The following is a 25,741-nucleotide window of genomic DNA, read 5'->3' as shown; positions in this document are numbered from 1 at the left end:
TGTCCCTCATTAGACCCCCATTAGCGGGCGAGATTGCACTACGCGCAGCCCTGGTGACGGCTCGATATCCGACTGGCTTGCTTCATCATCTTCGAAACTCAAGTCAGTTTGCTCAGATTCGGAAGGCTCTTCCTGCGGTGCCCCTGAAGGGTAGTACGTCGCGATCGACAGCATGTCCTGGCACGTGATCAACGTTCGGTGCATCGGCACGCCGGTCTGCTCCACTCGTTCACTGACATCAACACCTTCAAACGCCGGCGCCTGCCCGAGAATTTTGCCCACACGGGTCATACGCTCCAGCTGCTCCGGAGCAAGCTCCACCCGCTGCACTCGCGCTTGCGTTTGGACGGTTTCGTCGATAGTCGACGCCAACGAGCGCGACATCTCCAAATCCTTTCGCTCACACGAGTACAGCGGAATGTTCAGGCCAATGCCTGATTCATCGATGAAGCTGATCTCTTCCTCAGTGAGTGAGATGCCGACCTGAGGCGGTTCCTCATCCTCCCCTTTTGGCCGCTTGTTGAAGTTTTTGAACACCTGCAGCACATCGCGGATCTGCTTGATGGTGAGCTCAAAACCAGCATCTCGGTCAGGGTCAATGAGGCTGATCCAATCGGCATCAACCGGCATCACCATGACGTGATTCTTCACGACCGCAGTCACCTCGATCTCGCCCGCAGCCTCATCAAGGTCAAGACGAATGCCCGGGTAAGTGTTCTTCTCCGTGAACAAAACAGCGACGCGGAGGGCGTCGAGCAGATCCGGGGCGCTAAGCAGAATGGTCGATGCGTTCTTCGCCATTGGGCATTTCCTCCAAAAGATCTAGTTGATCAGGGTGATTAAGGTCGGCTAGCCGGGGCTGAGTGATCCACCGCCAAATGCCGACCTTTCGGCGATCAGGCTGGGCATTCCACCACTCCTCCGCGGCTTTGAGCTCGTTCACGTCATGGACCTCCCATGGAAGGCGGGGTGGCGGCCGAACTGGCACGTGGTTCGGTGTAACGCCCAGATGCTGGCCTCATCGGCAAGTAATGACGCACGCTCTTGTTCAGTGACTGAGACGGCGAGACGCCAGGCTCTCGATGTCAATGGGTCGAATTTCCGGCCGAGGTAGATCGTCCCCTCCTCGTTTGGCAGTGGATCGAGTGCGACGATGTTGCCGTCCATGTCCATGGCCTCGACCACCCATTCATGGCAGGCCCTGCACCGGGCAAGGCGGCAGTTCTGATGTCCTTTACCCGACATGTCGACCCCGCTTCTGGGCTTTGCGATGCTCAAGCATCTGCCGAACATGCTCCGGCATGCCCTTAGGAACGGCCTTCGGCACCGCGGTGCACGCAGATGCGTGAGCAGCCCACAGCATGTCTCCCTGTTCTCTCGCGAGCTGCTGCGACCGGCGATCGAGGCTGACCGCGCGCGTCTCCTTCTCACCGTCGACCCCGATGAATTTCCGAAGCACAAAAGTTCCATCCGGATCCGGCGAAGGCAAGAGTGGAATCCACTTCCCCGCTTGGGTCTTTACCCACTTGACGGGCTGACCGCAGTCCTTGCAGCGTTGGTTAGGCATTGCTCGATGCCTCCGCTTCTTTCAACGCAGGCTCTGCCCAATCCAGGATCCGAGTCAAGGTCTTTGCCTGAGAGCCCATCTCATGAGCCTCGGTCCATGGCTGAACCCACCTACGGGCGACGCGAATGCTTACGAAGCGACGCCCGCCGATGGTTAGGAATCGGTAGATCTGATCACGCGGCACAAAGAATCGGGGAATGATCGACGCCAGATCCCCCACCTCGACGTGTGCAGTCCCGCGGTAGCGCGCAAGTCCTACGAGATGTCCCGAGGCAGGCTCGATGATGCGATGAGTCTTTATCAGCATGGTGGCTCCTCAAAGGCACCAAACGACTTCACCTTCGCCCACACCAGACGCTGCGGATTGTTGCTCGTTGCATCATTGATCGGAACGGACTTCTTGTTGAGCCAAGGGAATATCCTCCAGACACGCCCGTCCATGCCCTCAATGTGAGTGCAGTCGCTGTCCTTGAGAAGGATCTCCAAACCTGAAACGTCGTCTGGTTCTTGACCTTCGATTTGAACAATCGGCACATAGGTCATCGCAGCTTCACCCCCAACTTTTGAAGTTCGGCGAGCTCGACCTGCCACTCGACGGTGGCGTTCACATCCGCACCATCGATCAGATTACGAATTGCTGCGATCGTCGTATCAGCAGTATGAAGATGCAACCCCCACGACTGCCCGTCACGCTCCCACTTCGCGATCATGGCCTCTTTCAACTGGTCGAGTGCCGCAACCACATGATCGTCGTCCGACATACGTTGGAACATCACTCGATCCCCTCCGCCAATGCGCGGTGACGCGCAAATGCCTCGCGATCTAGTGCTGAATAATCACGGCGGGATCGAGTCATCGCATCCAGCTCTTCCAGTAGCAACTCAAGACGGAGCTTATGAGCCTCGTCTTCAAGCCGATCCATGCGCTGAATGAGAACGATGAGGAGTGCGCCAATTAATCCAGCGACGGCAACAATCGCTAGGGCAAATGGTTCGAAGCCCATCACAGCCTGCGAAGCTTGCGAGGTCATGCTGCTAATTCCTTTCCTTCACGGGGACCAAGGGCGAGATACCGGGCAACCTCTTTGACAGAGACCCGGTATGCCTCTCGCGGTTTCGATCGCGGACGTGGCCGGATCGCACCGGAATCCAACAGCCTGCGAATCGTTTCGTAGTTGTGCCCCGACAAGTCCGCGATGTCTTGGCACGTCAGTAATGCGCGGCCTGGGCGTTCTTCCTTAATGTTCTGCATCTGTTCTTCCACTGCGAGTGCAATGAACTTGCGACTCATGCCCATGGCACTTCCTCCTTCTCACGAGCGAAAGCAACCGTGTTGATGCCTTCAGCCAGCGCGTTAGCTGCCTTATGGAAGGCTTCGTCGAGGAACGTGTCGATCCGGTAGATCTGGTGCGATTCCAGGTCGTACTCGTCCTCGAGCTTGCCCATAATCCCTTCCTGAGCTTCTGCGAGATTGACACCAATCAGGTCACGAATGGACCACTCTGGCTCAATCCCCGGTTTCGGTGCTAGGGTTTTCTTTGGCATTGAAATTTCCTTTCTTGTCCGACCCAGGTGCTTCACCACCTGGGTCTTTTTCGTTAGATAATTGCGAGCTGACTTCCCACGGACAGACGATCTCGCAGGGCTTCGATGCCTTTAGGGGTGATCCGCAGCGTTGGTGCCGCTTGCTCCCATTCCTCGGTTTTCGAGTTAAAGAACGGCTTGCCAAACTTCGCGACCAGACGCCCGTTGTCCACGTGGCGTTGGTATGGCTCCCAATGCGCGCGCCGTCCTCTGCCAGTGCGGAATATCCAGCCAATGTCTTCCATGTAGTCAAAGAGCCGCTGCCGGCCAATAGAGATATCCGGATCTCGCGACAGGACCTTCGCTGCCTCAGCTACCGAAAGGTCTCCACCGACTGACGCCAGGTTTGCCCACGCAGCAGCTTTCGGTTCAAGCTCTCGGATCCGCTCCTCGCGCTGTGCAAGCACTTTTTGCGCCTCTACTACGGCAGCTGCCATGAGCTCGGTGCCCGACATCGGCGTAACCTGCTGCGAGTAACTTCCAGTGCGCCGAATTTCCGGCAATACTTCCGATGTCACCCACCTGCGAAATGCTCTAGCGTGCGGCTTTCGGGATTCTAAGACCACGTCGTACATGCCCGACTCATTCACGACAGTCATGTTCTGCTGGCCGCCAAGGGTGTCCACAGAACGGACACCCTTGTCCTGCGGGTTAACCCGAGACGCTGCGCTCCGCGGATTCGCTACTTCAAGAACCCTGCATAGGTCGTTGAGAACAAACCAGGTTTCACCGTCCGCAAAGATTGTGCGGACTTCGAAGCCTTGAAAGCTGAACTTCTGTAGCTCGGACATGTTGCACCTGTCTTAGAATCGCCAAAACTGTGTAAACGAGCGTCCCTGCGGTCGATCGATCATCCACCAGTCGATGCAGAAGCTAAGCACCGACAGGGCTAGCAGGCCGACGCTCAAGCCGATTAGCCAATTCAGCATTTTCCTTCACCTCCAGCTCTTTGCCCGATGCGATCTTTTCGATCGTGGTGATTGCTGACGCCAAACGGAGCTGATCGTTCTTGCTCCATTCCCCTTGGTCTTTTCCGCGCTTGAGCCAGCGCACTCCTTGCCGGAGTAAGCTCGCGGCCGTTGACGGCTTTCGATTCACGCCCATTGGTTTTCCTTTCTTGCCCTGCTCGCGTGGCTTCCCCTCCACACGAGAGCTGGTTCAGTCATTGTTCTTCATCTCCTCCAGGGGTGCCCCCTTGGAAAGAATGGTGAGCAAAGAGCTGCTAGATCGGCCCGCCACGATTTAGCTTTACTTTGCCTCCGGCGGCCGTTCCCGGCGCGCTGGTGCAGTCGATGTCGGTGGTTTCCTTGAGTTTCCGGCGATGTCGGTGGCAGCGAACTATCCTTTTGACATGGCCGACAAGACTTTCACGCTGGAAATCAACGGATATTGTTACGAGTTTGAGTTGTGGGTTCTTCCCTATTTGCGCGGTGGCTTGGTTTGGGTGCAAAAGGAAGGTGCGCCCCTTAAGATCACCTCTCCGTGGAATCCTGATTTGTGGATCCAGCCATCTCACGAGGTGGGGATTACCTTCCTTGATCCCGGTGATCCGGAGATTCCTCAAGCACTTCCCCGCAAGTTCCTCGACTTCGATATCGAGCTTGCGGACTCGCTCGGCAGGTACGGTTACGGGTTCATGCATTTTTATGATGACCGCGACGTACTTTTCATCGAGCCTGCGCTCCTCGATTGACGCCAGCAGCAACTGACCTCGATGAGGCATCTTCAGTTGACGCACGTTTTCCCTCCTTTCTGTTTTGTTTGTCGACGCCCTAGGCAGCAGTGCCCGGCGCGCTTGCCTGTGTGGGGGGGGTGGCACGGTTGGTGGGTGGCTGTTGAGTGCGGTGAGTAGTGCTGCCATTCCGCTTGGTTTGTTGTGGTTGTTTCGTAGGTTCCCTGGTGGGATACCGTTTCCGATAAGTTCTGCCATTTAGTTTTCCTGTTTCTAGAAGCGCTAGCCCACAACACCAGGCACTGTGCGAATTAGACTCTTGATTATGAATTGGAATGATTGGGCCGTTCTCGGCTTTTCTGCTTTCAGCGCGGCAACCGGTGGTGTGATGGTCTGGGACATCATGAATAGGCGCCCAATCCACGCTGTGAAGGCCCGGGTATACAAGGAGAATCCTTTGCCCGGGATGTCCCAGCAGAACTGGGGCGGCGGTAAATATATGGCTGAAGTTAAGAATTTCGGCACCACAGATCTCCGCGACGTCACCCTCTTCGGTATTGGAGCAAAGATCTCAAAGGGCACATGGCGACGTGAACTGCAACAACTAGCGCCTGGCAAGTCAGTTACTTTCACGGTCGACTCGGACAATTTGGAAACTGCATGGTTCCTCATCGCCTACACACCTTCCTCCGAAGTATCGAAGTGGATGTACATCGAATGGTTTTCCATGCTGGAACAAGGGCCTCTCGCCGAAGTTCGAAACCGCCAGGTCGTCTCCGCACGTCTTCGTCGGGCAATAGCTCGTCGAGTGTTTCGGCTGCCGCCTTCACCTGCGACCTATGAGCGATTACGAGTGCTATCCACCCCAGAGCAGTTAGCAAAACTGCAACTAACTCAATCCAGTTCTTATGGAACGCCAAAGTCAACGTGGTTGCTCCGGTGGCTCCTACCGAAGCCAGAAGCGGAATTCGCGAATGGCGAAGACGTATCTGCACCACAGCTGTTTTAGGCATTGCTTTCTCCTTCCTATTTACTTTTCTATGCTTAATAGGCTGTTTTCTTTGTTTGTCGACGCATAGGCCGCTGTGCCCGGCGTAGACCTGTTGATGTTGTGCTTCACTTGTGCTGGGGACGCTTCCCCGGAAAGTGAGGTGATAGAAATGAGTTCGGAACTTACGTTCAATTTCCATGCAAATGGTCTTGTGGATCGCGTGAAATCCTTTACGAAAGAACCTGCGCAGGAAGCTCAACTTTCATCCATTCAGTTTTGGGTTCGGTTTTTCGATGTTCTTGTTCAATTGGAAAACTCTGATTCGGTTACTGCCGATGAAGCGATCAGTTGTCTGGTGAATGTGCTTGATGGGGCCGGTAAGGCGATCGAGCATCTTGAACAGCGGGTAGCGAACCTTGAAGGTCACTTAGCAAATGACGAGCTTCGTGAACGGTCATAGTGTCGTTCACGGGGATCTCGATGAGTACAGTTCTTGCGTGTGTTTGGACCGTTGTGTGGGCGTCGGTGGCTGCAACTACCGGCGTCCCTTCTTCTGCATTCTGTGCCATTGCTGGCCTCTCCTTTCTTTGCTTGTCGACGTCCTAGGCAGCAGTGCCCGGCGCGCCGTCGTGTTGAAGTGTGAACAGTTTTACTGCCGTAAGGTGCGCTTCTCGGTAAAGTCTTGCTTTGACTTGTTTGTTGATTTGAGAGGTGCTCATGGCTAACCGGCTTCCAGCTCGTCCTTCATACGGCGATATTTTTGAATTGTTTGGTGCTGATGATGGGTCAGCTACGAAGAAGCTTGTTCGTGAGTCGATGCAGGCTCGCGACCGGGTATCTGACGCTCCTGATGATTTGAGCCAAATGTTCACTGAGCTTGTTGGATACACACGTGACATTGCACTCCATGCCTCGGCTGCAATTGCTGAGCTTGAGGCTCGGATTGTTGAGCTTGAGGCTCGGTGTAATGGTTAGTCCGCAGTAGCGGCATTGTTCGTTGTTCACTAGTTCTCTCCGTCCTGTTTGCTTTTCGACGCCCTAGGCAGCAGTGCCCGGCGCGACTGGGTTTCGGTCTTTGATGATTGCGGCGTCGATTCTGGTGATTCGCGCTGCATCGAGGATTTTGACGAGCGTTGGCAGGGTTGGTGTTCGTCCTGCTCTGAGCCCGTCTATGCATCCTTTGGTTACGCCGATGTGGTGCGCCAGTTGTTCGTCACTTGTTAGTTGGTATTCCTCCCGGATCTTGTCTAAGACCTGGGGGCGGAGCTTTAGTTTCAGATTCCTCACCTCCTGCCCATTCTGCTCTACGCTGCCCACTTTAGTCAGCGCTACCCAGTTTTGGCAAGGGTAATTTCAAACTTGTTATTTATTCGCAGGTCAAGCACCATTGTGCAAGTTGCACAATCTCGCAACATTGCGCATAATGGGCAGCATGAAGCATACAGAATGGTTCAGGATTCTCACGTCAGGAGCGAGCGGTCTAGAGGCGTCGACAAAAGCAGGTATCACAACGTCGACGCTCAATCGACAACTTTCCAAAGGTGAACTAAGCGCCGAGTTCGTAATTGCTTTGGCTCGTGGTTACGGCCAAAACCCCGCAGAAGCCCTTGCTGCGACGGGGTACCTCACCATGGAGGAAGTCGCCGGGGTGAGCGAAGAAGCTCTCGCAGAGCTGCTTACTGACCGCCAAGTGATTCGAATCGCGGCCTTACGCATCAACTCCGATCCTGATGCCTGGTTCGGCACATTTGGCGAGCTTGAGCCTGAAGATGAATCCATCACTGACATACATGCCCGGCGTGCCTCTAAGCACGGGCTTGAGCGAGTGGTTATTGGCAAAGGTGATGCGGTGTTTGCCCTGTTTGGCGGAGAGTGGGTTGTGGTCCGAGATATCGAAGCTAAAGATGATGAGACTCTGTGGATTAATAGAGGCTCGGGCCCAATTCCCTTTTCCTTAATCGAAGGCCAATATTCGCCGTTGCGCGATGTGGATACGAAGGCGGTGGAAGAGTTGGTTCATTCCAAATCGGGCATGCCGGTGAAGACGTTTGCAATCGTTGAACTTGCTGATGACCTTCTTGTGTCCGGCATCAACTCTGAAGAGTTGAATGTGGCTGCCCAAAAGTCGACCGATCCCATTGATGAAAGCTACTGATTGGCCTGTCCATGTCTGCAGTTGAGAATCGCCTAGAAGCGATGTGTGAGCGGATGGGCGTGAAGCTCATTGAGCGCCCTGATCTTCGGGTGGATTTGAATGCGTGCTGGCATGCTGATTCGCGCCGGATTGTGGTTCGGTGGGGTATTGATCCCGTGACTCGAAGGTGCGCTATCGCTCATGAGCTCGGCCATGCTGATGTCGGCCATGATTGCTCAAGCCCGAGGGCGGAGCGTGAGGCAGATGAGTTCGCCGCCAGATTGCTAATCGACTACGACGACGTCGAACGAATCTCCCACGAGTCCGGCTGGTCTCCACCGGAAATATGCGCCGAGCTTGGTGTCACACCTGCATTGTTCGAGGTGTGGAGCAAATTGTATGAAGCAGGCAGAATCGACACCTACTCTTGGTGCCGGACCATTTAGAAATGTAACATTCGCGGTTCATTTATCACCCGTGTGATATATTTTTACATGCATTGTTACTTTGAGTGATTTTTTTCTCTTTGGTTGTCACATTTGAAAGGTCGTAGCCATGATCGAACGTGTCAAGGCAGAGTTAGCCCCGTATGGAAAGCGATTCCAAGAGGCTGGGCAAGATGGCCTTGCCCGTGTCCAACGCGCCCCTTACGACGGCGACCAATGGAACGTCACAAGACTGCAGCGTGATCCGTTTCTTCATGGCATCAAAAGGACACTTCCCGACACCATCGGAAGCTTCAAACTTCTTGCTGATCTCTACCCCAAAAACCGAGTCGTCTACCGATCTGAAAAGTTAGAAGCAGAATTAGTCTTTCGCCGAAAAGGTTCTCTGAGTGCCTTTGCGCAGAAGAAATCCGAGACTCCTGGTCTATTCCCCATGCCTGATCGAGTTTATCCCGCCACCCGAGAAATTAACTATCGACAAATTGCCTGCATCTGGGACCTTCCACCGCTGGCAAAAGACCATACCCCCACTGGCCCAGTGCCTTTCGTCATCCGCATCGCGAAACCGAATACCACGCTCGACCAACGCCAGTGGGAATCCGGTTTTCCACTGATTGATTCCGACGAGCTCATCCCAAATACAACGAACTTCGATATCAACATAGACGACTGGGACATCGAAGATGAAGAAACTGGTGATTCAAACTAAATGGGGACTGAAAACCTTCGTCTTCTGACACTCCGACAACTCACGGGCAAGACCCAAAAGGAGTTTGCGCCACTACTGGGTGTCAAACAAGCGCAATACTCCCAAATCGAAAAGGGACTTCGCGCTTTCACCGAACAACACAAACTCGCTTTGAAGTTTCACTTCAAACTAGACCCAAGCTTCTTCGATGAAACGCCAATCTCATATGGAGCAACCTCGCTGAACTATCGACGTCGCAACCTCTCCGCTCGCGATCTAGCGATGGCAACAGCAACATTCGGCCTTACCGAGCAAGCAGTAACCAAGGACAGCGGACCAAACCAACTCGTCCCCTTAACAACTGTCCCCGTTCGTGCCCGTCGCTGCAAAGCTGAAATAGAACAATTAGCCGCAGAAACCCGAGCACTCATCGGAGTCCCACAAGACAAGGTGATTAACAACGTCACACGCTGTATGCAACGCCTAGGCATACTAGTCACTCCGTTGGAAAACCCAAGTCTTCCTGCAGACAAGGTCGATGGAATCTCGACACCGACATGTCGGCATCATCCATTCGTCACTACCCTGAACTACGACGCCCCAGGGGATAGGTTCCGTTTCTCTGCAGCCCATGAACTCGGACACATCATGCTCCACTCAGCAGGCCATGACGGAAGCCTCGCCGACCGCGAGGCAGAAGCAGATATGTTTGCTGCCGCTTTCCTTATGCCTCGATCCGTATTCAGCGAGATGCTATCGCCTGATCTTACGCTCAACGGATACGCCCAAATCAAAGCCCAATGGGGCACATCCATCCAATCGCTCGTTCGACGTACCTTCGATCTAGACATCATTAGCAAAGACCGCTACCGCAGCCTCAACATGCAAATCAGCGGACGCGGATGGAAGAAGAACGAGCCAGTCGAAGTACCCATAGAACCCATATTGATACCCACCCCAGACTTCCTGAATGTCTGGTCTCCGGAGTCTTCTTCCGACGACAACTCGCCAAACACTACGAATTTTGCCTCCGTGACCTCCCTCCACCGCCGAAGATAAGTTCGGCCACGTGGGGGCGGTTGCCGGAATCGCCCCCACGCCCTATACTCATAACCACAGTGGCGGCGTTGAAACACACGTACCGCGCTAATTCCGGCGGCCGGATCACTATTGGTGATCTGGCCGCTGAGCATTTCAAAGGAAAACTACATGCTTATCGCTTACCTCGATGAGTTTGGCCATCAAGGCCCATACATTCGTCATGACCACCGAAAGTTCAACACCCATCCATGCTTTGGATACGCCGGTTATGTGCTTCCCGCAGACAATGTCAGGCGTATGGGCGGATACTTCAAATACGTCAAAGAAAAGCTGCTCGCGTGGGAAATAGAACGATCTGATACCCCGCCCGACCAATGGGAAAAGAAGGGTTCAGCGCTGCTGACGACTGCGAATATCGATCAGTACAGCGATGAAATTCTGCCAGCACTCCAACGTATCTACCGGAAACTAGGGAGCTTCGACGGGCAGATCTTTTTCTACGGTCAGCAAAAGCCCCTCGGCCCCGTAAGTGAAACCAAAGAAACATCACAGGACCGTGAAAACCACTGCCTCATCCAAGCCATAAACCGACTTGGAACACTGGCCTCGGACAGAGACGAACGCCTCATGGTCATCATGGATGCAACAGACACAGACAACCGAGCACGTGCCGTCGCCACACTCGGCGCCACAATCTATTCCCGCCACAACAAAGAAAACCGAAGCATAATAGAGGTTCCGCTCCAAACTGAAAGTCACCTGTACAGCACCGTCCAAATGGCAGACTGGACATGCGCAATTCTAGGCAGGCTCACTGATTACCACTTCGCAGAACAATCCGAATTCTCATGGGCAGTCGACCTGGGACGCGACATTTTCCGTAAATCAAAGCCGACATCCAACTCCATCATCTGGTCGAACGCTGAAACCAAAGACTCAAAGTGTTTTCCTGAACAGCTCGTCAACGCAACCCGATTCTGGGAAATCGAACAACGACGAGAATCACAACGTGAACGAAAGCGCCTCAAAAACGAAGGAATGATCCAACGCCTCATTTCAGCTGGAACACCAGAATTACACGCAAAGCTAGAGCAAATTAGAAACGGTACGACAAACTAAAAACCCTCCACCTGACAGCCGCCAAGCAAGACCAGGTGAAGGGCAATGGACCCGAACTCCTTTCAGAGTTCAAGCACGAGAGAAGTGTATCCACAATGGCATCAGTTCAGCCATACACAACGAAAAAAGGCACCCGTTACCGGGTGCAATACGTCGACCAATACGGCAAGCCCTCAGGCAAACGAGGGTTCCTAACCGCAGGCGCTGCAAAGAAATTCGCGGCAACAGTCACCGTCGAAGTCAGCCAAGGCACGTTTATCGCACCCTCCGCAGGTGAGACCACCGTCGGCGAGCTCGCGGCCATCTGGCTCGACACCCGCACCCACATGAAGATCTCCACCCAAAACCTCATGCAGCTCACCTGGGACACCCACATCGACGACGAGTGGAGCCACATCGAGATCGCCAGCATCAAACACTCACACGTCCAACGCTGGGTCTCCCTGCTAGCCAAAGACATGAGCGCGTCCTCCGTCCGACGCTGCCACAGCGTCCTGGCACAAATCCTCGACATCGGCGTCAACGACCGCCTCATCCCCAACAACCCGGCGCGCAAGGTGCGGTTGCCGAGGAAGAAGAAGTCGGAGCAGATCTTTCTCACGCTGTCTCAGGTGCGGGCGTTGGCGAAGGATGCAAAGTATCCGGAGATCATTTGGGTGCTGGCCACGACTGGGCTGCGGTGGGGTGAGCTGTGTGTACTGCGTCCTAGAGATGTGGATGTGAAGCGGCGTCGAATCTCGGTGTCCCGGGCGATGGTTCGCGATGGGTCGACGAAGCTGATCGGTGATCCTAAGACGCATGAGAAGCGGACGGTGGCGGTGCCGTCTTTCGTGTGCAACATGCTCGCGCCGCTGGTGGAGGGCGCGGATCAGGAGGCGCTGATTTGGCCGGCGCGTGATGGTGGTCCGATGATCTCCCCGGGCCATAAGACATGGTTCGCCGGGGCCGTCGATAAGTGCGTGGCGTCAGGTGAGATCCCGGCGCGCATCACGCCGCATGGGCTGCGGCACGTAGCGGCCGGGCTGCTGGTGTCAGCGGGGGCGAACGTCAAGATTGTGCAGAAGCAACTCGGGCATGCCTCTGCGGTAATGACCTTGGACACCTACGCGTCGCTTTTCGATGGGGACCTGGACGAGGTCGCGGATGTCCTCGACCTGATGAACGAAGGCGTGCCGGCGGCGGAGGCACGGAAGGAAGTGACCGAGGCTGAGCTTGAGGAAACGGAGGAACCGGATATCGGGGCGCTAGAGGCGGTGTGACATTTCCGGGTGTGGTGCTCCCAATCCTGCCTAATCCTGCCTAGTCCTGCCGTATACTATTTTCGTACCGTTTGGCTGCCAATGATTCGGCCACGTGGACTTTCGTGGGAAACTGGTTTCGAGTCAGAGGCTGCCAAATGAGGAGGTGAAAAGTATGGCATATCCGTTGGATCTAACTGTCGCGCTGACCGGCGCATCTCAGTCCCAGCTTTACGAATGGAACAAAAAAGGTCTGTTGCATCCAGAACTTTGTGATGACCGCAGAGAGGGGTTCCTCTGGTCCTTTCGAGACCTCATCGCTCTACGAACCTTCGTCAAGCTGCGAACCGATCACTCTCTCCAGGCAATCCGAAAGGCAATGTCAAACCTCCGAGAATTGAATCTGACGGAACACCCTGCGTCCTACACGCTCGTTAGCGACGGTGACAGTGTATTCCTGGTTGAAGATGAAGGTGCCGAGGCTACGGACCTGTTAAAACACAACGGACAGAAGATCATCAGCAATTTGGACGACATTTTTAGGGGCTTCCAGCACCCTAATCGCGTCGGCGAAGTTGTGAATTTCCTATCCCCTCGCCCAAAGCTAGAGGTAAATGAGCACAGACTGGGCGGCTTCCCGACGATCAGAGGAACTCGAGTCGCATTCGATAGTGTGGCCAACCTCGTTGCAGATGGTTCAGTACCAATCGAATCGATCGGAGACTTTTACCCGGACGTCACTGCGGAAGACGCCCGCGATGCATTGAGCTTCATGGAACAGGTTGAAGCAAAGCGAGGCTGGGCTTAATGCGATTTGCTATCGACGCTAACGAATCTCCTCTTGTCTGCCGCACATGGGAAACTCTCTTTCGGCCGCACGAGTTCGTACACATCAGAGACTTGAATTTGAATACGCTTCCGGACATCGAACTCTATTCCGAACTTGTTAACCATGAATTTGATGCACTGATAACTCGGGATCGACGTCAACTAGTCAATCCAGATGAAAGGCAAGCGTTAGAACAATCTGGCCTGACTTGGATCGGTCACAAAGAACCAAAGGGACAGGGCATTCAACTAATCTCACAGCTGATCTCATCGTATTGTCTCGCACTGCCTCACATCATTTTTCTGATGGATAAAACTGGGTCGCCTTTGAAATTTGTCGTCAAGAATCAGCCCCGAAGCCCCCAACAGATAATGAGTGCATGGCATCTGAACAACTTCCCATACACGGCAGTGCAGTTACCTCGATAGTCAAAAAATAGTCAAAAGTGCGAAAATCGCACAAAAGCCCAGGGAAAACCCGGCCGCCTGATAGGTTCGAGTCCTGGTGGGGAAGCTTTTTAAAATAGGCTGGCTCCCATTTCCGGATGGATAGGGGGTCAGCCTTTTTGCGGCCTTCCACAGCCGAAGCCACCAGGCATTTCCAGCTAGCGCGCTCATTATTGCTCCCGCCAATCACCTTTGGTGACATATAAAGTTTTTGCAACAATACCGAGACAACTGGCTCTTTTGAGGACAAAATCATTGACAATAAGCAGTGAAATAGATCCTTCCATTTAGGAGTTACTCGTATGACCGCTCGCTCTCTCTTCGCACGCCGCACACTCGCCGCAACCGCACTAGCCCTCTCTGCGACCGTCGCAGGGGCCACTTTCCCTGCCTTGACCGGCACCTCCGTAGCCCAGGCTCAATTTAGCCTCGGCACTCAGACCTTCGTTGCTGGCACCGCTGCGACCGTAGTTCTCCCCGAGTCGGTCCAGACAGTAGACAATGTGACCGTATCTGGCTTGCCAGCGGGCATGACTTTCTCCGGATCTAAGCCTTACACCATCTCCGGCACCCCAACCACCCCTGGCACCTACACTGTCACCGCTACTGGTCAGGCCCCTGTCGTCGGCACGGTTTCCGCTACGGGCGTCATCATCATCACGGAAGCTCCAAACCCGGCTGAGCCAACTGCCACCCCAACGGCAACTCCGACGGCTGAGCCAACCCCAACCACCACCCCAACGGCGACTCCAACGACGACCGCCACCCCTGAACCAGGTTCTTCTGGATCTTCCGATGGCGCAGTTGCCGCCGGTTTGGGCCTTGGTGCACTCGCTTTGGGCTCCGCTGCACTCAGCTCGGGCGGCTCCTCCGAACCAGCTGGCCAAGCGGCCCCAGCTCCGGCTCCAGCCTCAACCCCTGCAGCTGCTCCGGAAAAGGGTGTAGATCCAAACGCTCCGCAGAAGGGTATCGACCCGAAGGCACCAAAGGCACAGCAGCCAACGCAAAAGGCTGCCCCTGCCAAGCGTGGCATGCTTGCTTCCACCGGCGTTGAGTTTCCAGTAGCTCCGGTCGTAGCAGTCTTCGCACTGCTGCTCGCAGCAGGCGCAGGCCTGGTTATCCGCCGTCGCAACGCATAATCAGCCCTAAAGCTAAGCGCTAAGCCTCAGCCTCTCGGCTGGGGCTTTTCGCATGCCAGGTTTTATGATGGATCAACTATGTCTCACGTGGAAAACGAACGCCATAACTCTCGTCGATTCGTGCTCGCCAACGGCTTGCAGAGCATTGGAGACGAAGTCGTGGCAGCCAAAACGGTATTGCCCTTCCTCTTACATACCGCCGGGGTGCCGGCGTTCTTCTCCGCTCTCCTTGTACCCATCCGGGAATCCGGTTCCATGCTTCCGCAAGCCGCACTCACCCCGTGGGTATTAAGGCAGCGAAGCCGTACGACAGTGTGGACCGCAGGCTCGATCATTCAAGGGGTGGCTGCCGTCGGTATCGGGCTGAGCGTTCTTGCGTTTTCCGGACTCAGCTTAGGCATCGCGGTGATTGTGCTCCTGGGATTGCTGGCAAATGGTCGCGCGTTGTGTTCCATAGCTTCAAAGGATGTGCAGGGCCGTACCATCGCCAAGGGGCGCCGCGGGCAGCTTACGGGCACTGCCACTATGGCCGGTGGAATCGCCGTACTCACCATCGGAGCAGCACTTTTGGCTTTAGGCAAGCAGCCACCGGTTTCAGTTCTAGTAGGGCTCATTTTTGCTTCCGCGGTTGCTTGGCTACTGGCGGGCGTGGTGTTTAGCTCAATTCTCGAGCCCGCGTCAACTGCGCCAGAACACGTTCCAAACAATTGGATAGCTGACGCCTGGCAGCTACTCAAAGACGACGCACCGTTTCGGCGCTTCGTCATCGTCCGCTCATTGCTTTTGGTTTCCGCACTCTCACCAACATTTCTGGTTTTGCTCGCCCCCAGCAGCCTTGGTTCATTCCTGCTGGCTTCGGGTGTGGCTGCCGTTGCCGGCGGGCGAATCGCTGGCAAATGGGCAGACCGATCCGCAAAGGATGTCATGCGTCATGGGGCGTTCGCTGCGTCTTTAGTCTTAGCAGCGGTTGTGGCCAGCTCGTTGTGGCTAAGTCGGGGCTGGAACTCATGGATCATTCCGGCCGGATTCTTTCTCATCCATCTAATCCACACTGCAATTCGTGTGGGCCGCAAAACATATGTTGTTGACATGGCGGAAGGCGAAAAGCGGACTCGCTATGTGGCTGTCGCAAACACCGCAATGGGTGTTGTATTGCTGCTCACCGGCGCGGTTTCTGGCGGTATTTCCCATTGGGGCCCGCACGCTGCGTTGCTGTTTTTGGCCGCACTAGGGCTTATCGGCGCATTCGCGGCCCGCACGCTTGCCGACGTCAGCCGCCCAGACGCATTACAAGGCCACTAATTGCCGCAGCCAGGTTCTCCTACCAGCAATTAATTGGATTCCTCAACCACCGTCTCTAGCGTTAAGGCCACTACCAGCGCGCGTCTAAGGTAAATTCATTGGGGTATAAAATCCCCTTCCCTAGATCGGAGACCCATGACCGACGCTAATCCGGTAGCGGTAGTGATCCTTGCTGCAGGCGCAGGCACGCGCATGAAGTCCGCTAAGCCGAAGATGCTGCATGAAGTTGCAGGTCGCACGATGCTAGCGCATGCATTGCACGCTGCATCCGAGCTCAATCCCGAGCACTTGATTGCTGTGGTTGGGCATTGCCGTGACCAGGTCCTGCCGGCCATTGAAGCTGAGACCCCCGCGTTGGGTGTCTCCGAGGTCAAGACCGCGGTTCAGGAAGAACAAAATGGTACGGGCCACGCCGTAGCTTGCGGTCTAGAGGCTCTACCTGCCGATTTCCAGGGCACCGTGCTGGTGACTACCTCCGACGTACCGATGCTCAACGGGGAGACCCTAGCCGGACTCGTCGATAAGCACGGAAACGATGCTGCCGTTACGGTACTGACCGCCAACATTGCCGCTCCGAAGGGTTATGGTCGCATCGTTCGCGATGCTAAGGGCGTCACCGCAATCGTGGAGGAGAAAGATGCCACCGACGAGCAACGCGCTATCACTGAGATCAACTCGGGCGTGTACGCTTTCGACGCTGCTGTGCTGCGCGAGGCCGTAACCCAGCTGGATACCAACAACGCCCAGGGCGAGTTCTACCTCACCGACGTAGTGAGCATTGCACGCCGCCAGGGCAAGATCGTGCGCGGCCACATGCTTGACGACGCCATGCTCATCGCCGGCGTGAACGACCGCGTGCAGCTTGCTGCCATGAACGCAGAAATGAATGTCCGTCTCCGCGACGCCGCTATGCGCGGCGGCGCGACCCTGATTGATCCGGCGACCACGTTTATTGATGTTGACGTCCAGATTGGCCAAGACGTAATCATCCACCCCGGCACACAGCTCCGCGGCAAGACTGTGATCGGCAACAACGTCGAGATCGGCCCCGACACCACCCTGGTCAACGTCACCGTCGGCGAGGGGGCAGCTGTCGTCCGTACCCACGCCTTCGATTCCGAGATCGGCGCAGCAGCAACGGTCGGCCCATTCACCTACTTGCGGCCTGGCACCAAGCTCGGTGAGAAGGGCAAACTGGGCGGCTTCGTGGAAACCAAGAATGCTCAGATCGGAAACGGCTCTAAGGTGCCACACCTGACTTACGTCGGTGATGCCACTATCGGCGAAAACTCCAACATCGGCGCTTCTTCTGTCTTCGTCAATTACGACGGCGTAAACAAGCACCACACCACCGTTGGTAGCAATGTCCGAACCGGCTCTGACACCATGTTTATCGCTCCAGTGACCGTGGGTGATGGTGCCTACTCCGGTGCGGGTACAGTAATTAAGGACGATGTCCCGCCAGGAGCTCTCGTCGTTTCCGGAGGTCGCCAGCGCACAATTGAGGGCTGGGTCCAGAAGAAGCGTCCAGGCACCGCAGCAGCTGAGGCAGCTGAAGCGGCCTTGCGGGATGCCAAAGAATCCGAGCAGGAAGGCTAAGCTGCGTCATTATGACCGCACATTGGACTGAAAGCCATAAGAACCTGATGCTGTTTACCGGGCGTGCACACCCGGAACTCGGCGAAGCTGTGGCTGATGAACTGGGTGTTGAACTCACCCCGATGACCGCCCGCGATTTCGCTAACGGCGAGATCTTTGTCCGCTTCGAGGAATCGGTACGTGGTTCCGATGCCTTCGTGATCCAGTCTCACACTCAGCCACTCAATAAATGGCTGATGGAACAGCTGATCATGATCGACGCCCTCAAGCGGGGTTCCGCCAAACGCATCACCGCAATCCTGCCGTTCTACCCTTACGCACGCCAGGACAAGAAGCACCGCGGCCGCGAACCAATTTCCGCTCGGCTGGTTGCAGACCTGCTCAAGGCTGCTGGCGCAGACCGCATCGTGTCTGTTGACCTGCACACTGACCAAATCCAGGGCTTCTTCGACGGCCCGGTCGACCACATGCACGCAATGCCGATCCTCACGGATTACATCAAGGCAAATTACTCCCTTGAAAACATCTGCGTTGTCTCCCCAGATGCTGGCCGCGTGAAGGTCGCTGAGAAGTGGGCAAACACCCTGGGCGATGCCCCGCTGGCTTTCGTCCACAAGACCCGCTCAACCGAGGTTGCCAACCAGGTTGTTGCGAACCGTGTTGTCGGCGATGTCGCAGGTAGAACTTGTGTGCTTCTCGACGACATGATCGACACCGGCGGCACCATCGCCGGCGCCGTCGGCGTCCTCCGCGAAGCCGGGGCAACCGATGTAATCATCGCCTGCACCCACGGCGTGTTCTCCGATCCAGCCCGTGAGCGACTCTCCCAGTGTGGCGCCAAGGAAGTCATCACTACCGATACTCTGCCGCAGTCCACTGAAGGCTGGGACAACCTCACCGTGCTGTCGATCGCGCCTTTGCTCGCTCGCACCATCAAGGAGATCTTCGAGAACGGCTCTGTAACCACCCTCTTTGAGGGCCAGGCCTAGTAGCTGCCCTCAACATCAAACCCGGCGGTCCCCGTTCGATTCAGAACGCGTGGCAGCCGGGTTTTCTGTCTTCGCAGCCCAGTTCATCATTGTTTCCACTCTGCCCCTAGGAAGAAGCCCATAAGGCGGGTCCGATGTGAATATCACATCCACTCATGCTGAGAAAGGCATAGGCTGAAAAGAAAAGCTCCGAGTTGCTGAAAGAAAGGTCTGTAACGGTGAACGTCCCCGTCTCAATCCTCGACCTCGTCCATCTGCGCCAAGGCGCGTCGATTAGCGAAGCGATCGGTAACTCAGTCAAGATCGCTCAGGAGGCGGAGAAACAGGGATTCAAACGCGTGTGGTACGCGGAGCACCACAACATGCCAACCATTGCGTCGTCGGCAACCGCGGTACTCATCGGACACGTTGCCGACCACACCAGCACGATCCGCTTGGGTGCAGGCGGCGTCATGCTGCCGAATCATTCTCCGCTTGTGATTGCGGAGCAGTTTGGCACGTTACAAGAAATGCACGGCGAACGCATCGACCTCGGCCTCGGTCGCGCCCCAGGCACTGACCAAACCACACTCCGGGCGCTGCGTCGTTCCCCCAATGCCTCGGAAACCTTCCCCGACGATGTCGTTGAACTACAAGAACTCCTCAGCTCCCAGCCTCGCGAAGTCAACGCATATCCCGGCCACGGCACTAACGTGCCACTCTATATCCTCGGCTCCAGCTTCTTTGGCGCGAACCTCGCCGCCCAACTGGGGTTGCCATATGCATTTGCCAGCCACTTCGCCCCCACGCATCTCCGGCACGCAGCAGGAATTTACCGCGAGGCTTATCAGCCCTCGGAACAGCACCCTGAGCCCTATTTCATTGCAGCACTGAACACGATCTGCGCCGAAGATCCAGCGGTAGCCACCCAGGAAGCCGAGGAAGCCTTCCAACTACGCGTTGAAGCCCTCGTAGGACGCAATCGTCGCTTCAGCGCCACGGACAAGCAACTGCTGTTGTCCTCCCCTGCGGCGGATCAAGTCCGTTCGATGCTGCAGTACTCCGCTGTTGGCACTCCGGAGCAAGTCGCGGACTACCACCGCAGCTTTGCAGAGCAGGTCCGCGCAGATGAAATCATCACCACACTGGCGTCGCCGCATCTCGACGGCCAGTTGCGCACGCTGAAATTGCTCGGTAACCTCCGCGCGTGATATGCTTTCGCAGTCTCGGCGAGGGCACCTAATAGGGGCCGTTATCGACGCGATGGTTTTCACACTTACGCCTGCGAAAACTCGACGATGACACACTACCGCGAGTTGGCCGCAGGCTTTTTGCTTGTCTAGCGGCCTTCACCATAACTATCTGGAGGCAACAACATGTCTAACGAGGCAATTGCTATCGAAGCAACCCCACGTAAGGAATTCGGTAAGGGCTTCGCACGTCGTGCACGCAAGGCCGGCCTGGTTCCTGCTGTCATCTACGCAAACGGCTTCGAGCCACTCCACATCAACGTGGACCGCATCGAGCTCACCAAGATCGTTCGTAACCACGGCGTTAACACCGTGATCAACGTGGACATCGAAGGCGAAAAGCAGCTGGCCATGATCAAGCACGTCGATCAGAACGTCATGACCTGGGAAATCGACCACGCTGACTTGCTCGCCATCAAGAAGGGCGAAAAGGTTGAGGTTGAGGTTCCTGTAGTCATTGCAGGTGAGCCTGGCCCTGGCACCATGGTCATGCAGGATGCAGATACCATCCGCATCGAAGCTGACGTAATGTCCATCCCAGAAGAAATCACCGTGGACATCAACGGCAAGGTTGTCGGCGACCAGATCTCTGCTGCTGACATCGTCCTGCCAGCCGGCGCAACCCTGACCGACGATCCTGAGCTGCTCATCGTCAACTTCGTTGCTCCAGAGGACAATGAAGCAGAAGCTGACGAGGCTGCCGCAGACGTTGAAGCTGGTGGCGAGTCCGCTCCTGCTGAGGAAGCACCAGCAGCTGAAGACGAAGAGTAATCTTTCTCTCTAAGTAACACTGTTCGAATACCTTAACCGGTCGGGGTTCCCCGGCCGGTTTTTGTTATGAAACAATGGGTTACATGTCCGAACCCTTTTTGATCGCCGGCCTTGGCAATCCCGGCGCACGATACGAAGCCACTCGCCACAACGTTGGCTTCATGGCTATCGACGAGGTCGCTGAAAACCACATGGGCAGCTTTAGTGTCCATAAGAAGTCGAACGCCGAAATTCTTGAAACCCGCATCGGTGACACCAAGGTGGTACTGGCGAAACCACGCACCTTTATGAACCTTTCCGGTGGCCCCATTCGGGCGCTGTGCGATTTCTTCAAAATCCCTCCCACGAACGTCATCGTCATTCATGACGAATTAGACCTGGATTTTGGCACCGTACGGCTAAAAAAAGGTGGCGGGGAAAACGGCCATAACGGCTTGCGCTCTACCTCTGCTTCTTTAGGAACCAAGGACTACCTGCGGATCAGGATAGGTATAGGTCGCCCACCTGGACGGCAAGATCCAGCTTCCTATGTGCTCAAACCCTTCAGTCTGCAAGAGGCCGCCGCTCTCGGCGCGATCTGTGCCGATGCTGCAGAGGGCGCCACATTAATAGTGGAGCGTGGCCTCGAATTCGCGCAAAATACAATTCACGCAAAATAGCCCGCCGTCAGGCCGGGGTGTTCATCCCCTTGACCTCACAGGCGGGCTAACTGCGCTGCAGTTTCCTGCTTAAACCTCAGACAACTCGAGTCGCATCGGGCGAACCTTCGGGCGCGCCCCCGCCATCTCTTCAACGATACGGATCACCTGGTTGGAGTAACCGAACTCGTTGTCGTACCACACGTAAAGTACGAGCTGCTTGCCCTTTGCAATAGTGGCCAAGCCGTCCACGATACCCGCGTGGGTAGAACCGACGAAGTCTGTGGAAACCACCTCCGGGGACTTGATGTAGTCGATCTGTTGACGCAGCTCTGAAACCAGCGAAACCTGGCGCAGGTAATCATTCACCTCATCGACGGCTACATCGTTGACCATGTTCAAGTTCAGCACTGCCATGGATACGTCTGGGGTAGGGACGCGAATGGAGCTACCGGTCAGCTTGCCTTCAAATTGTGGCAGTGCCTTGGAGACAGCCTTCGCGGCACCCGTCTCAGTGATCACCATGTTCAAGGTTGCGGCGCGGCCACGGCGCGCTCCCTTATGGAAATTGTCGATCAGGTTCTGATCGTTGGTGAAGGAGTGCACGGTTTCGACGTGTCCGTAGTTCACGCCCCACTTCTCATCCAGCACCTTGAGTACTGGGGTGATGGCGTTAGTGGTGCATGATGCCGCAGAAAGGATTTGGTCAGCTGGGGTGATGTCCTTTTGGTTCACTCCGTAGACGATGTTCTTGATGTCGCCCTTACCTGGAGCAGTCAGCAGTACCCGGGAGACACCCTTGGACTTCAGGTGCTGCTCCAGGCCTTCACGATCGCGCCAGCGACCGGTGTTATCCACCACGATCGCCTCGTTAATGCCGTATTCGGTGTAGTCAATTGCAGCAGGATCGGAGGAATAGATTACCTGGATCGGGGTGCCATTGGCCCAAATGATGTTGTTTTCCGGATCGATATTGATCGAGCCTTCAAAGGCACCATGGACGGAATCACGGCGCAGCAGAGATGCGCGCTTTTCAAGGTCCTGATCACCGTTCTTGCGAACCACGATCGCCCGAAGCCGTGGGCCGTTGTACATTGCTTGGCGCGCCAGCAAGATTCGGGCCAGCAGGCGACCGATTCGGCCGAAGCCGTACAGCACGATGTCGGTCTGCGGGGTCTTGTCAGCGGTGCCGATGACGTCGTCAAGCTCGCGCTCCAAGAAGGTGCGCAGATCGCCACCCTCTGTTTCGAACTTGGTGGCCAGGGCGCCGAGATCGATGGACACGGTGCCCAAGTCCATCTCTACTAGCTCTTCCAGAATCGGCAGGGTGCGGGTGAGCGGAACCTCATGGTCCGTGATGCGACGCGCGTAGCGGTGTGCCTTGATGATGTCGATTTCCGTGGCGGTGACCAGCAGACGACCGAAGATGGAGGTGACCACGTTGCTCTCGCGGCGTAGCTTTCCGATCAGCGGGATCATCTTCTCTGCGATTTCAATTCGCTCGTTCCAGTCTTGCTGAGAAATCGGGGTCTGCTCCGTCATTGGGTCCTCCACGGTTCAAGGTTAAAAATCAGCTGTGCACTGATGACATACACAGTCGAATTTACCGGGTTTTGCTTGCCGTGTCTGGCTCCCCCTCACACAGGGCAGCCACAATTTCAGCAGCACTACCCGCGAAAGCATGTTCAACCTGCCTACCTGCCCAAGCAGCGATGTAATTTGTGTCCGAAGTAACGCTCCGAATCGGCTTCATCAAGGTGTTCACATGGGGGTAGGCCGCGGGGGCGTCAATATTGTTCCGCATGAACTCAGTTTCGATTCCGCGGGCGATTCGCCCCGAAAATGCCCGAGTAGTTGCGGTCTTCCCACCTCGGGTAACAATCTCTCGTTGCAGCTGCCCGGTACCGGCTTCGTCCGCGAGCAAAAAGGCAGTTCCGCACGCTGCGGCCCGCGCTCCCGCATCGAGGACAGCTCGGACCGCTGCAGCAGAGGTCAGACCACCTGCCGCAACCAGGGGCTTCTCGACGTCCACTGCTGCCAATAGCTCCAGCAAAGATCTCCCGTCGGGCTCTTCCGACACAGTGAGCGTTGCCCGATGCCCGCCGGCTTCTGGCCCCTGGAGAACCAGGACATCTGCTCCCCGGCGCGCAGCTTCACGCGCATCCTCCGGGTTGGTGACAGTCATCCATACTTCAATTCCTGCCTCGTGTAGCCGAGCCACTTCTTCCTCGGAGAAGAGTCCAAAAGTGCAGCTGACAACGGCAGGTTGTTCTTCGCACACTACGTCGAGCTTCGCGGCGAACCCATCCGTTTCGTCTGCGCCGCGATAGTCGGGAAATTGCACGTTATGTGCCGCAAAGATGGGTGCGAGCCGTTCAGCGTAGGCATCCACCTCCAGGAATTCTGCCAGCGGCTCCTGCGGGTAAAACAGGTTTACGCCGAATCGCGGAGCCGTGACCGCTGCCAGTTGTTCTCTTAGCTTTTCGGGGCTCAGGTAGCCGGCGGCGAGAAATCCGAACCCGCCGGCGGCGGCGATGGCGTCGACAAGCTTGGGCGAGGACGGTCCGCCTGCCATTGGCGCTGCAATAATGGGCACTTCAAGGGCTTCGAGGATGGTCATGGGTTCCTTTTTAGTGATGATCCAGCTAAACCGCTATCCTTATACCCCATGAGCTCCATTGCCACCCAGGCCTCTCGCCGTCGCACCTTCGCCGTCATCGCCCACCCCGACGCTGGTAAATCCACGCTGACTGAGGCGCTGGCGCTCCACGCACATGTAATCTCTGAGGCCGGCGCTGTTCATGGCAAGGCCGGACGTAAAGCTACCGTCTCGGACTGGATGGATATGGAGAAGGAGCGCGGAATCTCTATCGGTTCCTCGGCACTGCAGTTCGAGTACGCGCCCGAGGGGCACACCGGTGAGCCATACATGATCAACTTGGTGGATACGCCGGGTCACGCCGACTTCTCCGAAGACACCTACCGCGTACTCACCGCCGTCGATGCCGCCGTCATGCTTGTCGACGCCTCCAAGGGGCTCGAGCCGCAAACCCTCAAGTTGTTCAAGGTCTGTAAGGCGCGTGGTTTACCGATCGTCACCGTGATCAACAAGTGGGACCGCCCCGGCCGCACTCCACTGGAGCTTGTCGACGAAATCGTCTCCGAAATTCAGTTGCAACCCACGCCAATGTTCTGGCCAGTCGGTGAAGCTGGCGACTTCCGTGGCCTCGCACGTATCTCACCTGATGGCGAAGCAGACGAATACATCCACTTCCTGCGCACTGCGGGCGGCTCTACCATCGCCCCCGAAGAGCACTACTCCCCTGACGAGGCAGTCTCTCGGGAGGGCGACGCGTGGGATGCATGCGTGGAAGAAATCGAGCTGATGACAATGGACGGTGCTGTCCACGACCAGGAGCTCTTCGAAAACTGCACCACCTCGCCCACCATCTTCGCCTCTGCGATGCTCAACTTCGGCGTGCACCAGATTCTGGACACGCTATGCGCGCTGGCTCCATCGCCACGCGGACGGGAGTCAGATCCTGCCGTAGTCGCGGCCGCAACCGGCACTTTCGACGAACGTCGCGATATTGAAAACGATTTCTCCGGCGTCGTGTTCAAAGTGCAGGCAGGCATGGATAAGAACCACCGCGACAACCTGGCTTTCATGCGTGTTGTCTCCGGAGAGTTCGACCGCGGTATGCAGGTCACCCACGCACAATCCGGGCGCACTTTCTCCACGAAGTACGCCCTGACTGTCTTCGGCCGTACCCGCTCCACCGTCGAATCCGCATTCCCAGGTGACATTGTCGGTCTAGTGAACGCTGGCTCCCTGGCACCTGGTGACACGATTTACGAGGGCAACAAGGTGCAATTCCCACCAATGCCTCAGTTCGCCCCAGAGCACTTCCGTACCCTCCGCGCGAAATCCCTGGGCAAGTACAAGCAGTTCCGCAAAGCACTCGACCAACTCGCCGCCGAAGGTGTCGTTCAGATCCTGCGCAATGACTTGCGTGGCGACGCCGCCCCAGTCATGGCAGCCGTCGGTCCTATGCAGTTCGAGGTCATGCAGGCGCGGATGGAAAACGAGTACAACGTGGAGACCGTCACCGAGCCCATCCCGTACTCCGTTGCCCGACGCACCGATGCGGCCTCAGCTGAAGAACTTGGCCGTCAACGCGGCGTGGAGATTTTCACCCGCACCGATGGCGAGCTGATTGCGCTCTTTGGTGACAAGTGGAAGCTCGCCTTCGTGGAAAAGGAGCACCCAGAGCTCACGATGGAGACGTTGGTAGCGGACTAGGTCGCCGATCCGGTTGG

Annotated in this window: 35 protein-coding genes; 20 read left to right on the top strand and 15 right to left on the bottom strand. The window is 56.2% G+C overall.

The genetic code is table 11. The annotated features are described in order from the left end of the window. Positions 1–9: 9 nt before the first annotated feature. From WG936_RS08130 to WG936_RS08075, 12 genes are all read right to left on the bottom strand, one after another. Entirely contained in the window at positions 10–801 is a 792-nt protein-coding gene (locus WG936_RS08130) for a hypothetical protein (protein WP_339572600.1), read from the bottom strand. Continuing rightward, on the bottom strand, positions 770–943 hold the full coding sequence (locus tag WG936_RS08125; RefSeq protein WP_339572599.1) for a hypothetical protein: 174 nt from the start codon (positions 941–943) through the stop codon (positions 770–772). Before WG936_RS08125 ends, WG936_RS08130 begins: the two co-directional genes overlap by 32 nt. Further along, on the bottom strand, positions 940–1,185 hold the full coding sequence (locus tag WG936_RS08120; RefSeq protein ID WP_339572598.1) for a hypothetical protein: 246 nt from the start codon (positions 1,183–1,185) through the stop codon (positions 940–942). The genes WG936_RS08125 and WG936_RS08120 overlap by 4 nt, the downstream gene beginning before the upstream one ends. 49 nt (positions 1,186–1,234) lie before the next feature. Then, positions 1,235–1,567: a hypothetical protein gene (locus tag WG936_RS08115; RefSeq protein ID WP_339572597.1), complete on the bottom strand. Its 333-nt coding sequence runs from the start codon at positions 1,565–1,567 to the stop codon at positions 1,235–1,237. Then, positions 1,560–1,874: a hypothetical protein gene (locus WG936_RS08110; protein WP_339572596.1), complete on the bottom strand. Its 315-nt coding sequence runs from the start codon at positions 1,872–1,874 to the stop codon at positions 1,560–1,562. Before WG936_RS08110 ends, WG936_RS08115 begins: the two co-directional genes overlap by 8 nt. After that, a complete protein-coding gene (locus WG936_RS08105) occupies positions 1,868–2,110 on the bottom strand; it encodes a hypothetical protein (RefSeq protein WP_339572595.1) in 243 nt (80 codons plus the stop codon). The genes WG936_RS08110 and WG936_RS08105 overlap by 7 nt, the downstream gene beginning before the upstream one ends. After that, positions 2,107–2,340: a hypothetical protein gene (locus WG936_RS08100; RefSeq protein ID WP_339572594.1), complete on the bottom strand. Its 234-nt coding sequence runs from the start codon at positions 2,338–2,340 to the stop codon at positions 2,107–2,109. The genes WG936_RS08105 and WG936_RS08100 overlap by 4 nt, the downstream gene beginning before the upstream one ends. After that, on the bottom strand, positions 2,340–2,597 hold the full coding sequence (locus WG936_RS08095; protein WP_339572593.1) for a hypothetical protein: 258 nt from the start codon (positions 2,595–2,597) through the stop codon (positions 2,340–2,342). Before WG936_RS08095 ends, WG936_RS08100 begins: the two co-directional genes overlap by 1 nt. Further along, complete coding sequence (locus WG936_RS08090; protein WP_339572592.1) at positions 2,594–2,857, bottom strand: hypothetical protein; 264 nt, start codon at positions 2,855–2,857, stop codon at positions 2,594–2,596. The genes WG936_RS08095 and WG936_RS08090 overlap by 4 nt, the downstream gene beginning before the upstream one ends. Further along, complete coding sequence (locus WG936_RS08085) at positions 2,854–3,111, bottom strand: hypothetical protein (RefSeq protein ID WP_339572591.1); 258 nt, start codon at positions 3,109–3,111, stop codon at positions 2,854–2,856. The genes WG936_RS08090 and WG936_RS08085 overlap by 4 nt, the downstream gene beginning before the upstream one ends. A 53-nt stretch (positions 3,112–3,164) precedes the next feature. Then, complete coding sequence (locus WG936_RS08080) at positions 3,165–3,941, bottom strand: BRO family protein (RefSeq protein WP_339572590.1); 777 nt, start codon at positions 3,939–3,941, stop codon at positions 3,165–3,167. A gap of 82 nt (positions 3,942–4,023) precedes the next feature. Continuing rightward, positions 4,024–4,254 carry a hypothetical protein gene (locus WG936_RS08075; RefSeq protein ID WP_339572589.1) on the bottom strand — a complete coding sequence of 77 codons (231 nt, stop codon included), beginning with the start codon at positions 4,252–4,254 and terminating at the stop codon, positions 4,024–4,026. 247 nt (positions 4,255–4,501) lie between these two features. Between WG936_RS08075 and WG936_RS08070 the strand changes: the two genes are divergently transcribed. The 4 genes from WG936_RS08070 (at position 4,502) to WG936_RS08055 (ending at position 6,788) form a co-directional block, all read left to right on the top strand. Continuing rightward, positions 4,502–4,843 (top strand): hypothetical protein, encoded by a 342-nt coding sequence (locus tag WG936_RS08070; RefSeq protein WP_339572588.1) that lies wholly within the window; start codon positions 4,502–4,504, stop codon positions 4,841–4,843. A 304-nt stretch (positions 4,844–5,147) separates the two neighbouring features. Next, positions 5,148–5,831 carry a hypothetical protein gene (locus tag WG936_RS08065; RefSeq protein WP_339572587.1) on the top strand — a complete coding sequence of 228 codons (684 nt, stop codon included), beginning with the start codon at positions 5,148–5,150 and terminating at the stop codon, positions 5,829–5,831. A 151-nt stretch (positions 5,832–5,982) separates the two neighbouring features. Further along, positions 5,983–6,273 (top strand): hypothetical protein, encoded by a 291-nt coding sequence (locus WG936_RS08060; RefSeq protein WP_339572586.1) that lies wholly within the window; start codon positions 5,983–5,985, stop codon positions 6,271–6,273. A 257-nt stretch (positions 6,274–6,530) separates the two neighbouring features. Then, a complete protein-coding gene (locus WG936_RS08055; protein WP_339572585.1) occupies positions 6,531–6,788 on the top strand; it encodes a hypothetical protein in 258 nt (85 codons plus the stop codon). Positions 6,789–6,851: 63 nt separating this feature from the next. On the opposite strand, the gene WG936_RS08050 is transcribed toward WG936_RS08055, so the two are convergent. After that, complete coding sequence (locus WG936_RS08050; protein WP_339572584.1) at positions 6,852–7,100, bottom strand: hypothetical protein; 249 nt, start codon at positions 7,098–7,100, stop codon at positions 6,852–6,854. 145 nt (positions 7,101–7,245) lie between these two features. Here WG936_RS08050 and WG936_RS08045 point away from each other — a divergent pair, with 145 nt between their 5' ends. The 15 genes from WG936_RS08045 (at position 7,246) to pth (ending at position 21,442) form a co-directional block, all read left to right on the top strand. Next, positions 7,246–7,968, top strand: coding sequence for a hypothetical protein (locus tag WG936_RS08045; protein ID WP_339572583.1), 723 nt, complete (start codon positions 7,246–7,248; stop codon positions 7,966–7,968). Positions 7,969–7,979: 11 nt separating this feature from the next. After that, the gene (locus WG936_RS08040) at positions 7,980–8,393 is read left to right on the top strand and encodes an ImmA/IrrE family metallo-endopeptidase (RefSeq protein ID WP_339572582.1); all 414 of its coding nucleotides are present in this window, start codon (positions 7,980–7,982) and stop codon (positions 8,391–8,393) included. A gap of 109 nt (positions 8,394–8,502) precedes the next feature. Beyond that, on the top strand, positions 8,503–9,102 hold the full coding sequence (locus tag WG936_RS08035; RefSeq protein WP_339572581.1) for a hypothetical protein: 600 nt from the start codon (positions 8,503–8,505) through the stop codon (positions 9,100–9,102). Next, positions 9,103–10,140: an XRE family transcriptional regulator gene (locus tag WG936_RS08030; protein ID WP_339572580.1), complete on the top strand. Its 1,038-nt coding sequence runs from the start codon at positions 9,103–9,105 to the stop codon at positions 10,138–10,140. A 150-nt stretch (positions 10,141–10,290) separates the two neighbouring features. Beyond that, positions 10,291–11,241, top strand: a complete 951-nt coding sequence (locus tag WG936_RS08025; protein ID WP_339572579.1) for a DUF3800 domain-containing protein — start codon at positions 10,291–10,293, stop codon at positions 11,239–11,241. A 95-nt stretch (positions 11,242–11,336) separates the two neighbouring features. After that, entirely contained in the window at positions 11,337–12,500 is a 1,164-nt protein-coding gene (locus tag WG936_RS08020) for a tyrosine-type recombinase/integrase (protein WP_339572578.1), read from the top strand. A 154-nt stretch (positions 12,501–12,654) separates the two neighbouring features. After that, a complete protein-coding gene (locus WG936_RS08015) occupies positions 12,655–13,287 on the top strand; it encodes a DUF433 domain-containing protein (protein ID WP_339572577.1) in 633 nt (210 codons plus the stop codon). Then, entirely contained in the window at positions 13,287–13,736 is a 450-nt protein-coding gene (locus tag WG936_RS12270; protein WP_445227945.1) for a PIN-like domain-containing protein, read from the top strand. Before WG936_RS08015 ends, WG936_RS12270 begins: the two co-directional genes overlap by 1 nt. Positions 13,737–14,056: 320 nt before the next feature. Continuing rightward, on the top strand, positions 14,057–14,893 hold the full coding sequence (locus WG936_RS08010; RefSeq protein ID WP_339572576.1) for a hypothetical protein: 837 nt from the start codon (positions 14,057–14,059) through the stop codon (positions 14,891–14,893). A gap of 78 nt (positions 14,894–14,971) precedes the next feature. After that, positions 14,972–16,195 carry an MFS transporter gene (locus WG936_RS08005; protein ID WP_339572575.1) on the top strand — a complete coding sequence of 408 codons (1,224 nt, stop codon included), beginning with the start codon at positions 14,972–14,974 and terminating at the stop codon, positions 16,193–16,195. Between the two features lie 135 nt (positions 16,196–16,330). Continuing rightward, entirely contained in the window at positions 16,331–17,794 is a 1,464-nt protein-coding gene (glmU, locus tag WG936_RS08000) for a bifunctional UDP-N-acetylglucosamine diphosphorylase/glucosamine-1-phosphate N-acetyltransferase GlmU (protein WP_339572574.1), read from the top strand. Positions 17,795–17,805: 11 nt separating this feature from the next. Next, on the top strand, positions 17,806–18,783 hold the full coding sequence (locus tag WG936_RS07995) for a ribose-phosphate diphosphokinase (RefSeq protein ID WP_339563836.1): 978 nt from the start codon (positions 17,806–17,808) through the stop codon (positions 18,781–18,783). A 218-nt stretch (positions 18,784–19,001) separates the two neighbouring features. Beyond that, on the top strand, positions 19,002–19,973 hold the full coding sequence (locus tag WG936_RS07990) for an LLM class flavin-dependent oxidoreductase (protein ID WP_339572573.1): 972 nt from the start codon (positions 19,002–19,004) through the stop codon (positions 19,971–19,973). 165 nt (positions 19,974–20,138) lie between these two features. Next, positions 20,139–20,783: a 50S ribosomal protein L25/general stress protein Ctc gene (locus tag WG936_RS07985; RefSeq protein WP_339563838.1), complete on the top strand. Its 645-nt coding sequence runs from the start codon at positions 20,139–20,141 to the stop codon at positions 20,781–20,783. 74 nt (positions 20,784–20,857) lie between these two features. After that, positions 20,858–21,442 carry an aminoacyl-tRNA hydrolase gene (gene pth, locus WG936_RS07980; protein ID WP_339572572.1) on the top strand — a complete coding sequence of 195 codons (585 nt, stop codon included), beginning with the start codon at positions 20,858–20,860 and terminating at the stop codon, positions 21,440–21,442. A 69-nt stretch (positions 21,443–21,511) separates the two neighbouring features. Here the strand turns inward: pth and WG936_RS07975 are convergent, their stop codons facing one another. Both WG936_RS07975 and WG936_RS07970 read right to left on the bottom strand, forming a co-directional pair. Then, on the bottom strand, positions 21,512–22,963 hold the full coding sequence (locus tag WG936_RS07975) for a glyceraldehyde-3-phosphate dehydrogenase (RefSeq protein ID WP_339572571.1): 1,452 nt from the start codon (positions 22,961–22,963) through the stop codon (positions 21,512–21,514). A 61-nt stretch (positions 22,964–23,024) separates the two neighbouring features. Next, positions 23,025–24,041, bottom strand: coding sequence for a nitronate monooxygenase (locus WG936_RS07970; protein ID WP_339563841.1), 1,017 nt, complete (start codon positions 24,039–24,041; stop codon positions 23,025–23,027). A 48-nt stretch (positions 24,042–24,089) separates the two neighbouring features. On the opposite strand from WG936_RS07970, the gene WG936_RS07965 reads away from it, so the two are divergent. Further along, positions 24,090–25,724, top strand: a complete 1,635-nt coding sequence (locus tag WG936_RS07965) for a peptide chain release factor 3 (protein ID WP_339572570.1) — start codon at positions 24,090–24,092, stop codon at positions 25,722–25,724. Positions 25,725–25,741 lie beyond the last annotated feature (17 nt).

Origin of the sequence: Corynebacterium sp. H127 (genome assembly GCF_037482665.1) — a bacterium.
GTDB lineage: Bacteria > Actinomycetota > Actinomycetes > Mycobacteriales > Mycobacteriaceae > Corynebacterium.
This window is presented reverse-complemented; position numbering and strand designations above follow the sequence as displayed.

Excerpts from the sequence above, each read along its gene's own strand:
- WG936_RS08130 (WP_339572600.1), bottom strand. The coding sequence starts at position 801 with ATGGCGAAGAACGCATCGACCATTCTGCTTAGCGCCCCGGATCTGCTC.
- WG936_RS08115 (WP_339572597.1), bottom strand. The coding sequence starts at position 1,567 with ATGCCTAACCAACGCTGCAAGGACTGCGGTCAGCCCGTCAAGTGGGTA.
- WG936_RS08110 (WP_339572596.1), bottom strand. The coding sequence starts at position 1,874 with ATGCTGATAAAGACTCATCGCATCATCGAGCCTGCCTCGGGACATCTC.
- WG936_RS08105 (WP_339572595.1), bottom strand. The coding sequence starts at position 2,110 with ATGACCTATGTGCCGATTGTTCAAATCGAAGGTCAAGAACCAGACGAC.
- WG936_RS08100 (WP_339572594.1), bottom strand. The coding sequence starts at position 2,340 with ATGTTCCAACGTATGTCGGACGACGATCATGTGGTTGCGGCACTCGAC.
- WG936_RS08095 (WP_339572593.1), bottom strand. The coding sequence starts at position 2,597 with ATGACCTCGCAAGCTTCGCAGGCTGTGATGGGCTTCGAACCATTTGCC.
- WG936_RS08090 (WP_339572592.1), bottom strand. The coding sequence starts at position 2,857 with ATGAGTCGCAAGTTCATTGCACTCGCAGTGGAAGAACAGATGCAGAAC.
- WG936_RS08085 (WP_339572591.1), bottom strand. The coding sequence starts at position 3,111 with ATGCCAAAGAAAACCCTAGCACCGAAACCGGGGATTGAGCCAGAGTGG.
- WG936_RS08080 (WP_339572590.1), bottom strand. The coding sequence starts at position 3,941 with ATGTCCGAGCTACAGAAGTTCAGCTTTCAAGGCTTCGAAGTCCGCACA.
- WG936_RS08075 (WP_339572589.1), bottom strand. The coding sequence starts at position 4,254 with ATGGGCGTGAATCGAAAGCCGTCAACGGCCGCGAGCTTACTCCGGCAA.
- WG936_RS08070 (WP_339572588.1), top strand. The coding sequence starts at position 4,502 with ATGGCCGACAAGACTTTCACGCTGGAAATCAACGGATATTGTTACGAG.
- WG936_RS08065 (WP_339572587.1), top strand. The coding sequence starts at position 5,148 with ATGAATTGGAATGATTGGGCCGTTCTCGGCTTTTCTGCTTTCAGCGCG.
- WG936_RS08060 (WP_339572586.1), top strand. The coding sequence starts at position 5,983 with ATGAGTTCGGAACTTACGTTCAATTTCCATGCAAATGGTCTTGTGGAT.
- WG936_RS08055 (WP_339572585.1), top strand. The coding sequence starts at position 6,531 with ATGGCTAACCGGCTTCCAGCTCGTCCTTCATACGGCGATATTTTTGAA.
- WG936_RS08045 (WP_339572583.1), top strand. The coding sequence starts at position 7,246 with ATGAAGCATACAGAATGGTTCAGGATTCTCACGTCAGGAGCGAGCGGT.
- WG936_RS08040 (WP_339572582.1), top strand. The coding sequence starts at position 7,980 with ATGTCTGCAGTTGAGAATCGCCTAGAAGCGATGTGTGAGCGGATGGGC.
- WG936_RS08035 (WP_339572581.1), top strand. The coding sequence starts at position 8,503 with ATGATCGAACGTGTCAAGGCAGAGTTAGCCCCGTATGGAAAGCGATTC.
- WG936_RS08030 (WP_339572580.1), top strand. The coding sequence starts at position 9,103 with ATGGGGACTGAAAACCTTCGTCTTCTGACACTCCGACAACTCACGGGC.
- WG936_RS08025 (WP_339572579.1), top strand. The coding sequence starts at position 10,291 with ATGCTTATCGCTTACCTCGATGAGTTTGGCCATCAAGGCCCATACATT.
- WG936_RS08020 (WP_339572578.1), top strand. The coding sequence starts at position 11,337 with ATGGCATCAGTTCAGCCATACACAACGAAAAAAGGCACCCGTTACCGG.
- WG936_RS08015 (WP_339572577.1), top strand. The coding sequence starts at position 12,655 with ATGGCATATCCGTTGGATCTAACTGTCGCGCTGACCGGCGCATCTCAG.
- WG936_RS12270 (WP_445227945.1), top strand. The coding sequence starts at position 13,287 with ATGCGATTTGCTATCGACGCTAACGAATCTCCTCTTGTCTGCCGCACA.
- WG936_RS08010 (WP_339572576.1), top strand. The coding sequence starts at position 14,057 with ATGACCGCTCGCTCTCTCTTCGCACGCCGCACACTCGCCGCAACCGCA.
- WG936_RS08005 (WP_339572575.1), top strand. The coding sequence starts at position 14,972 with ATGTCTCACGTGGAAAACGAACGCCATAACTCTCGTCGATTCGTGCTC.
- glmU (WP_339572574.1), top strand. The coding sequence starts at position 16,331 with ATGACCGACGCTAATCCGGTAGCGGTAGTGATCCTTGCTGCAGGCGCA.
- WG936_RS07995 (WP_339563836.1), top strand. The coding sequence starts at position 17,806 with ATGACCGCACATTGGACTGAAAGCCATAAGAACCTGATGCTGTTTACC.
- WG936_RS07985 (WP_339563838.1), top strand. The coding sequence starts at position 20,139 with ATGTCTAACGAGGCAATTGCTATCGAAGCAACCCCACGTAAGGAATTC.
- pth (WP_339572572.1), top strand. The coding sequence starts at position 20,858 with ATGGGTTACATGTCCGAACCCTTTTTGATCGCCGGCCTTGGCAATCCC.
- WG936_RS07975 (WP_339572571.1), bottom strand. The coding sequence starts at position 22,963 with ATGACGGAGCAGACCCCGATTTCTCAGCAAGACTGGAACGAGCGAATT.
- WG936_RS07970 (WP_339563841.1), bottom strand. The coding sequence starts at position 24,041 with ATGACCATCCTCGAAGCCCTTGAAGTGCCCATTATTGCAGCGCCAATG.
- WG936_RS07965 (WP_339572570.1), top strand. The coding sequence starts at position 24,090 with ATGAGCTCCATTGCCACCCAGGCCTCTCGCCGTCGCACCTTCGCCGTC.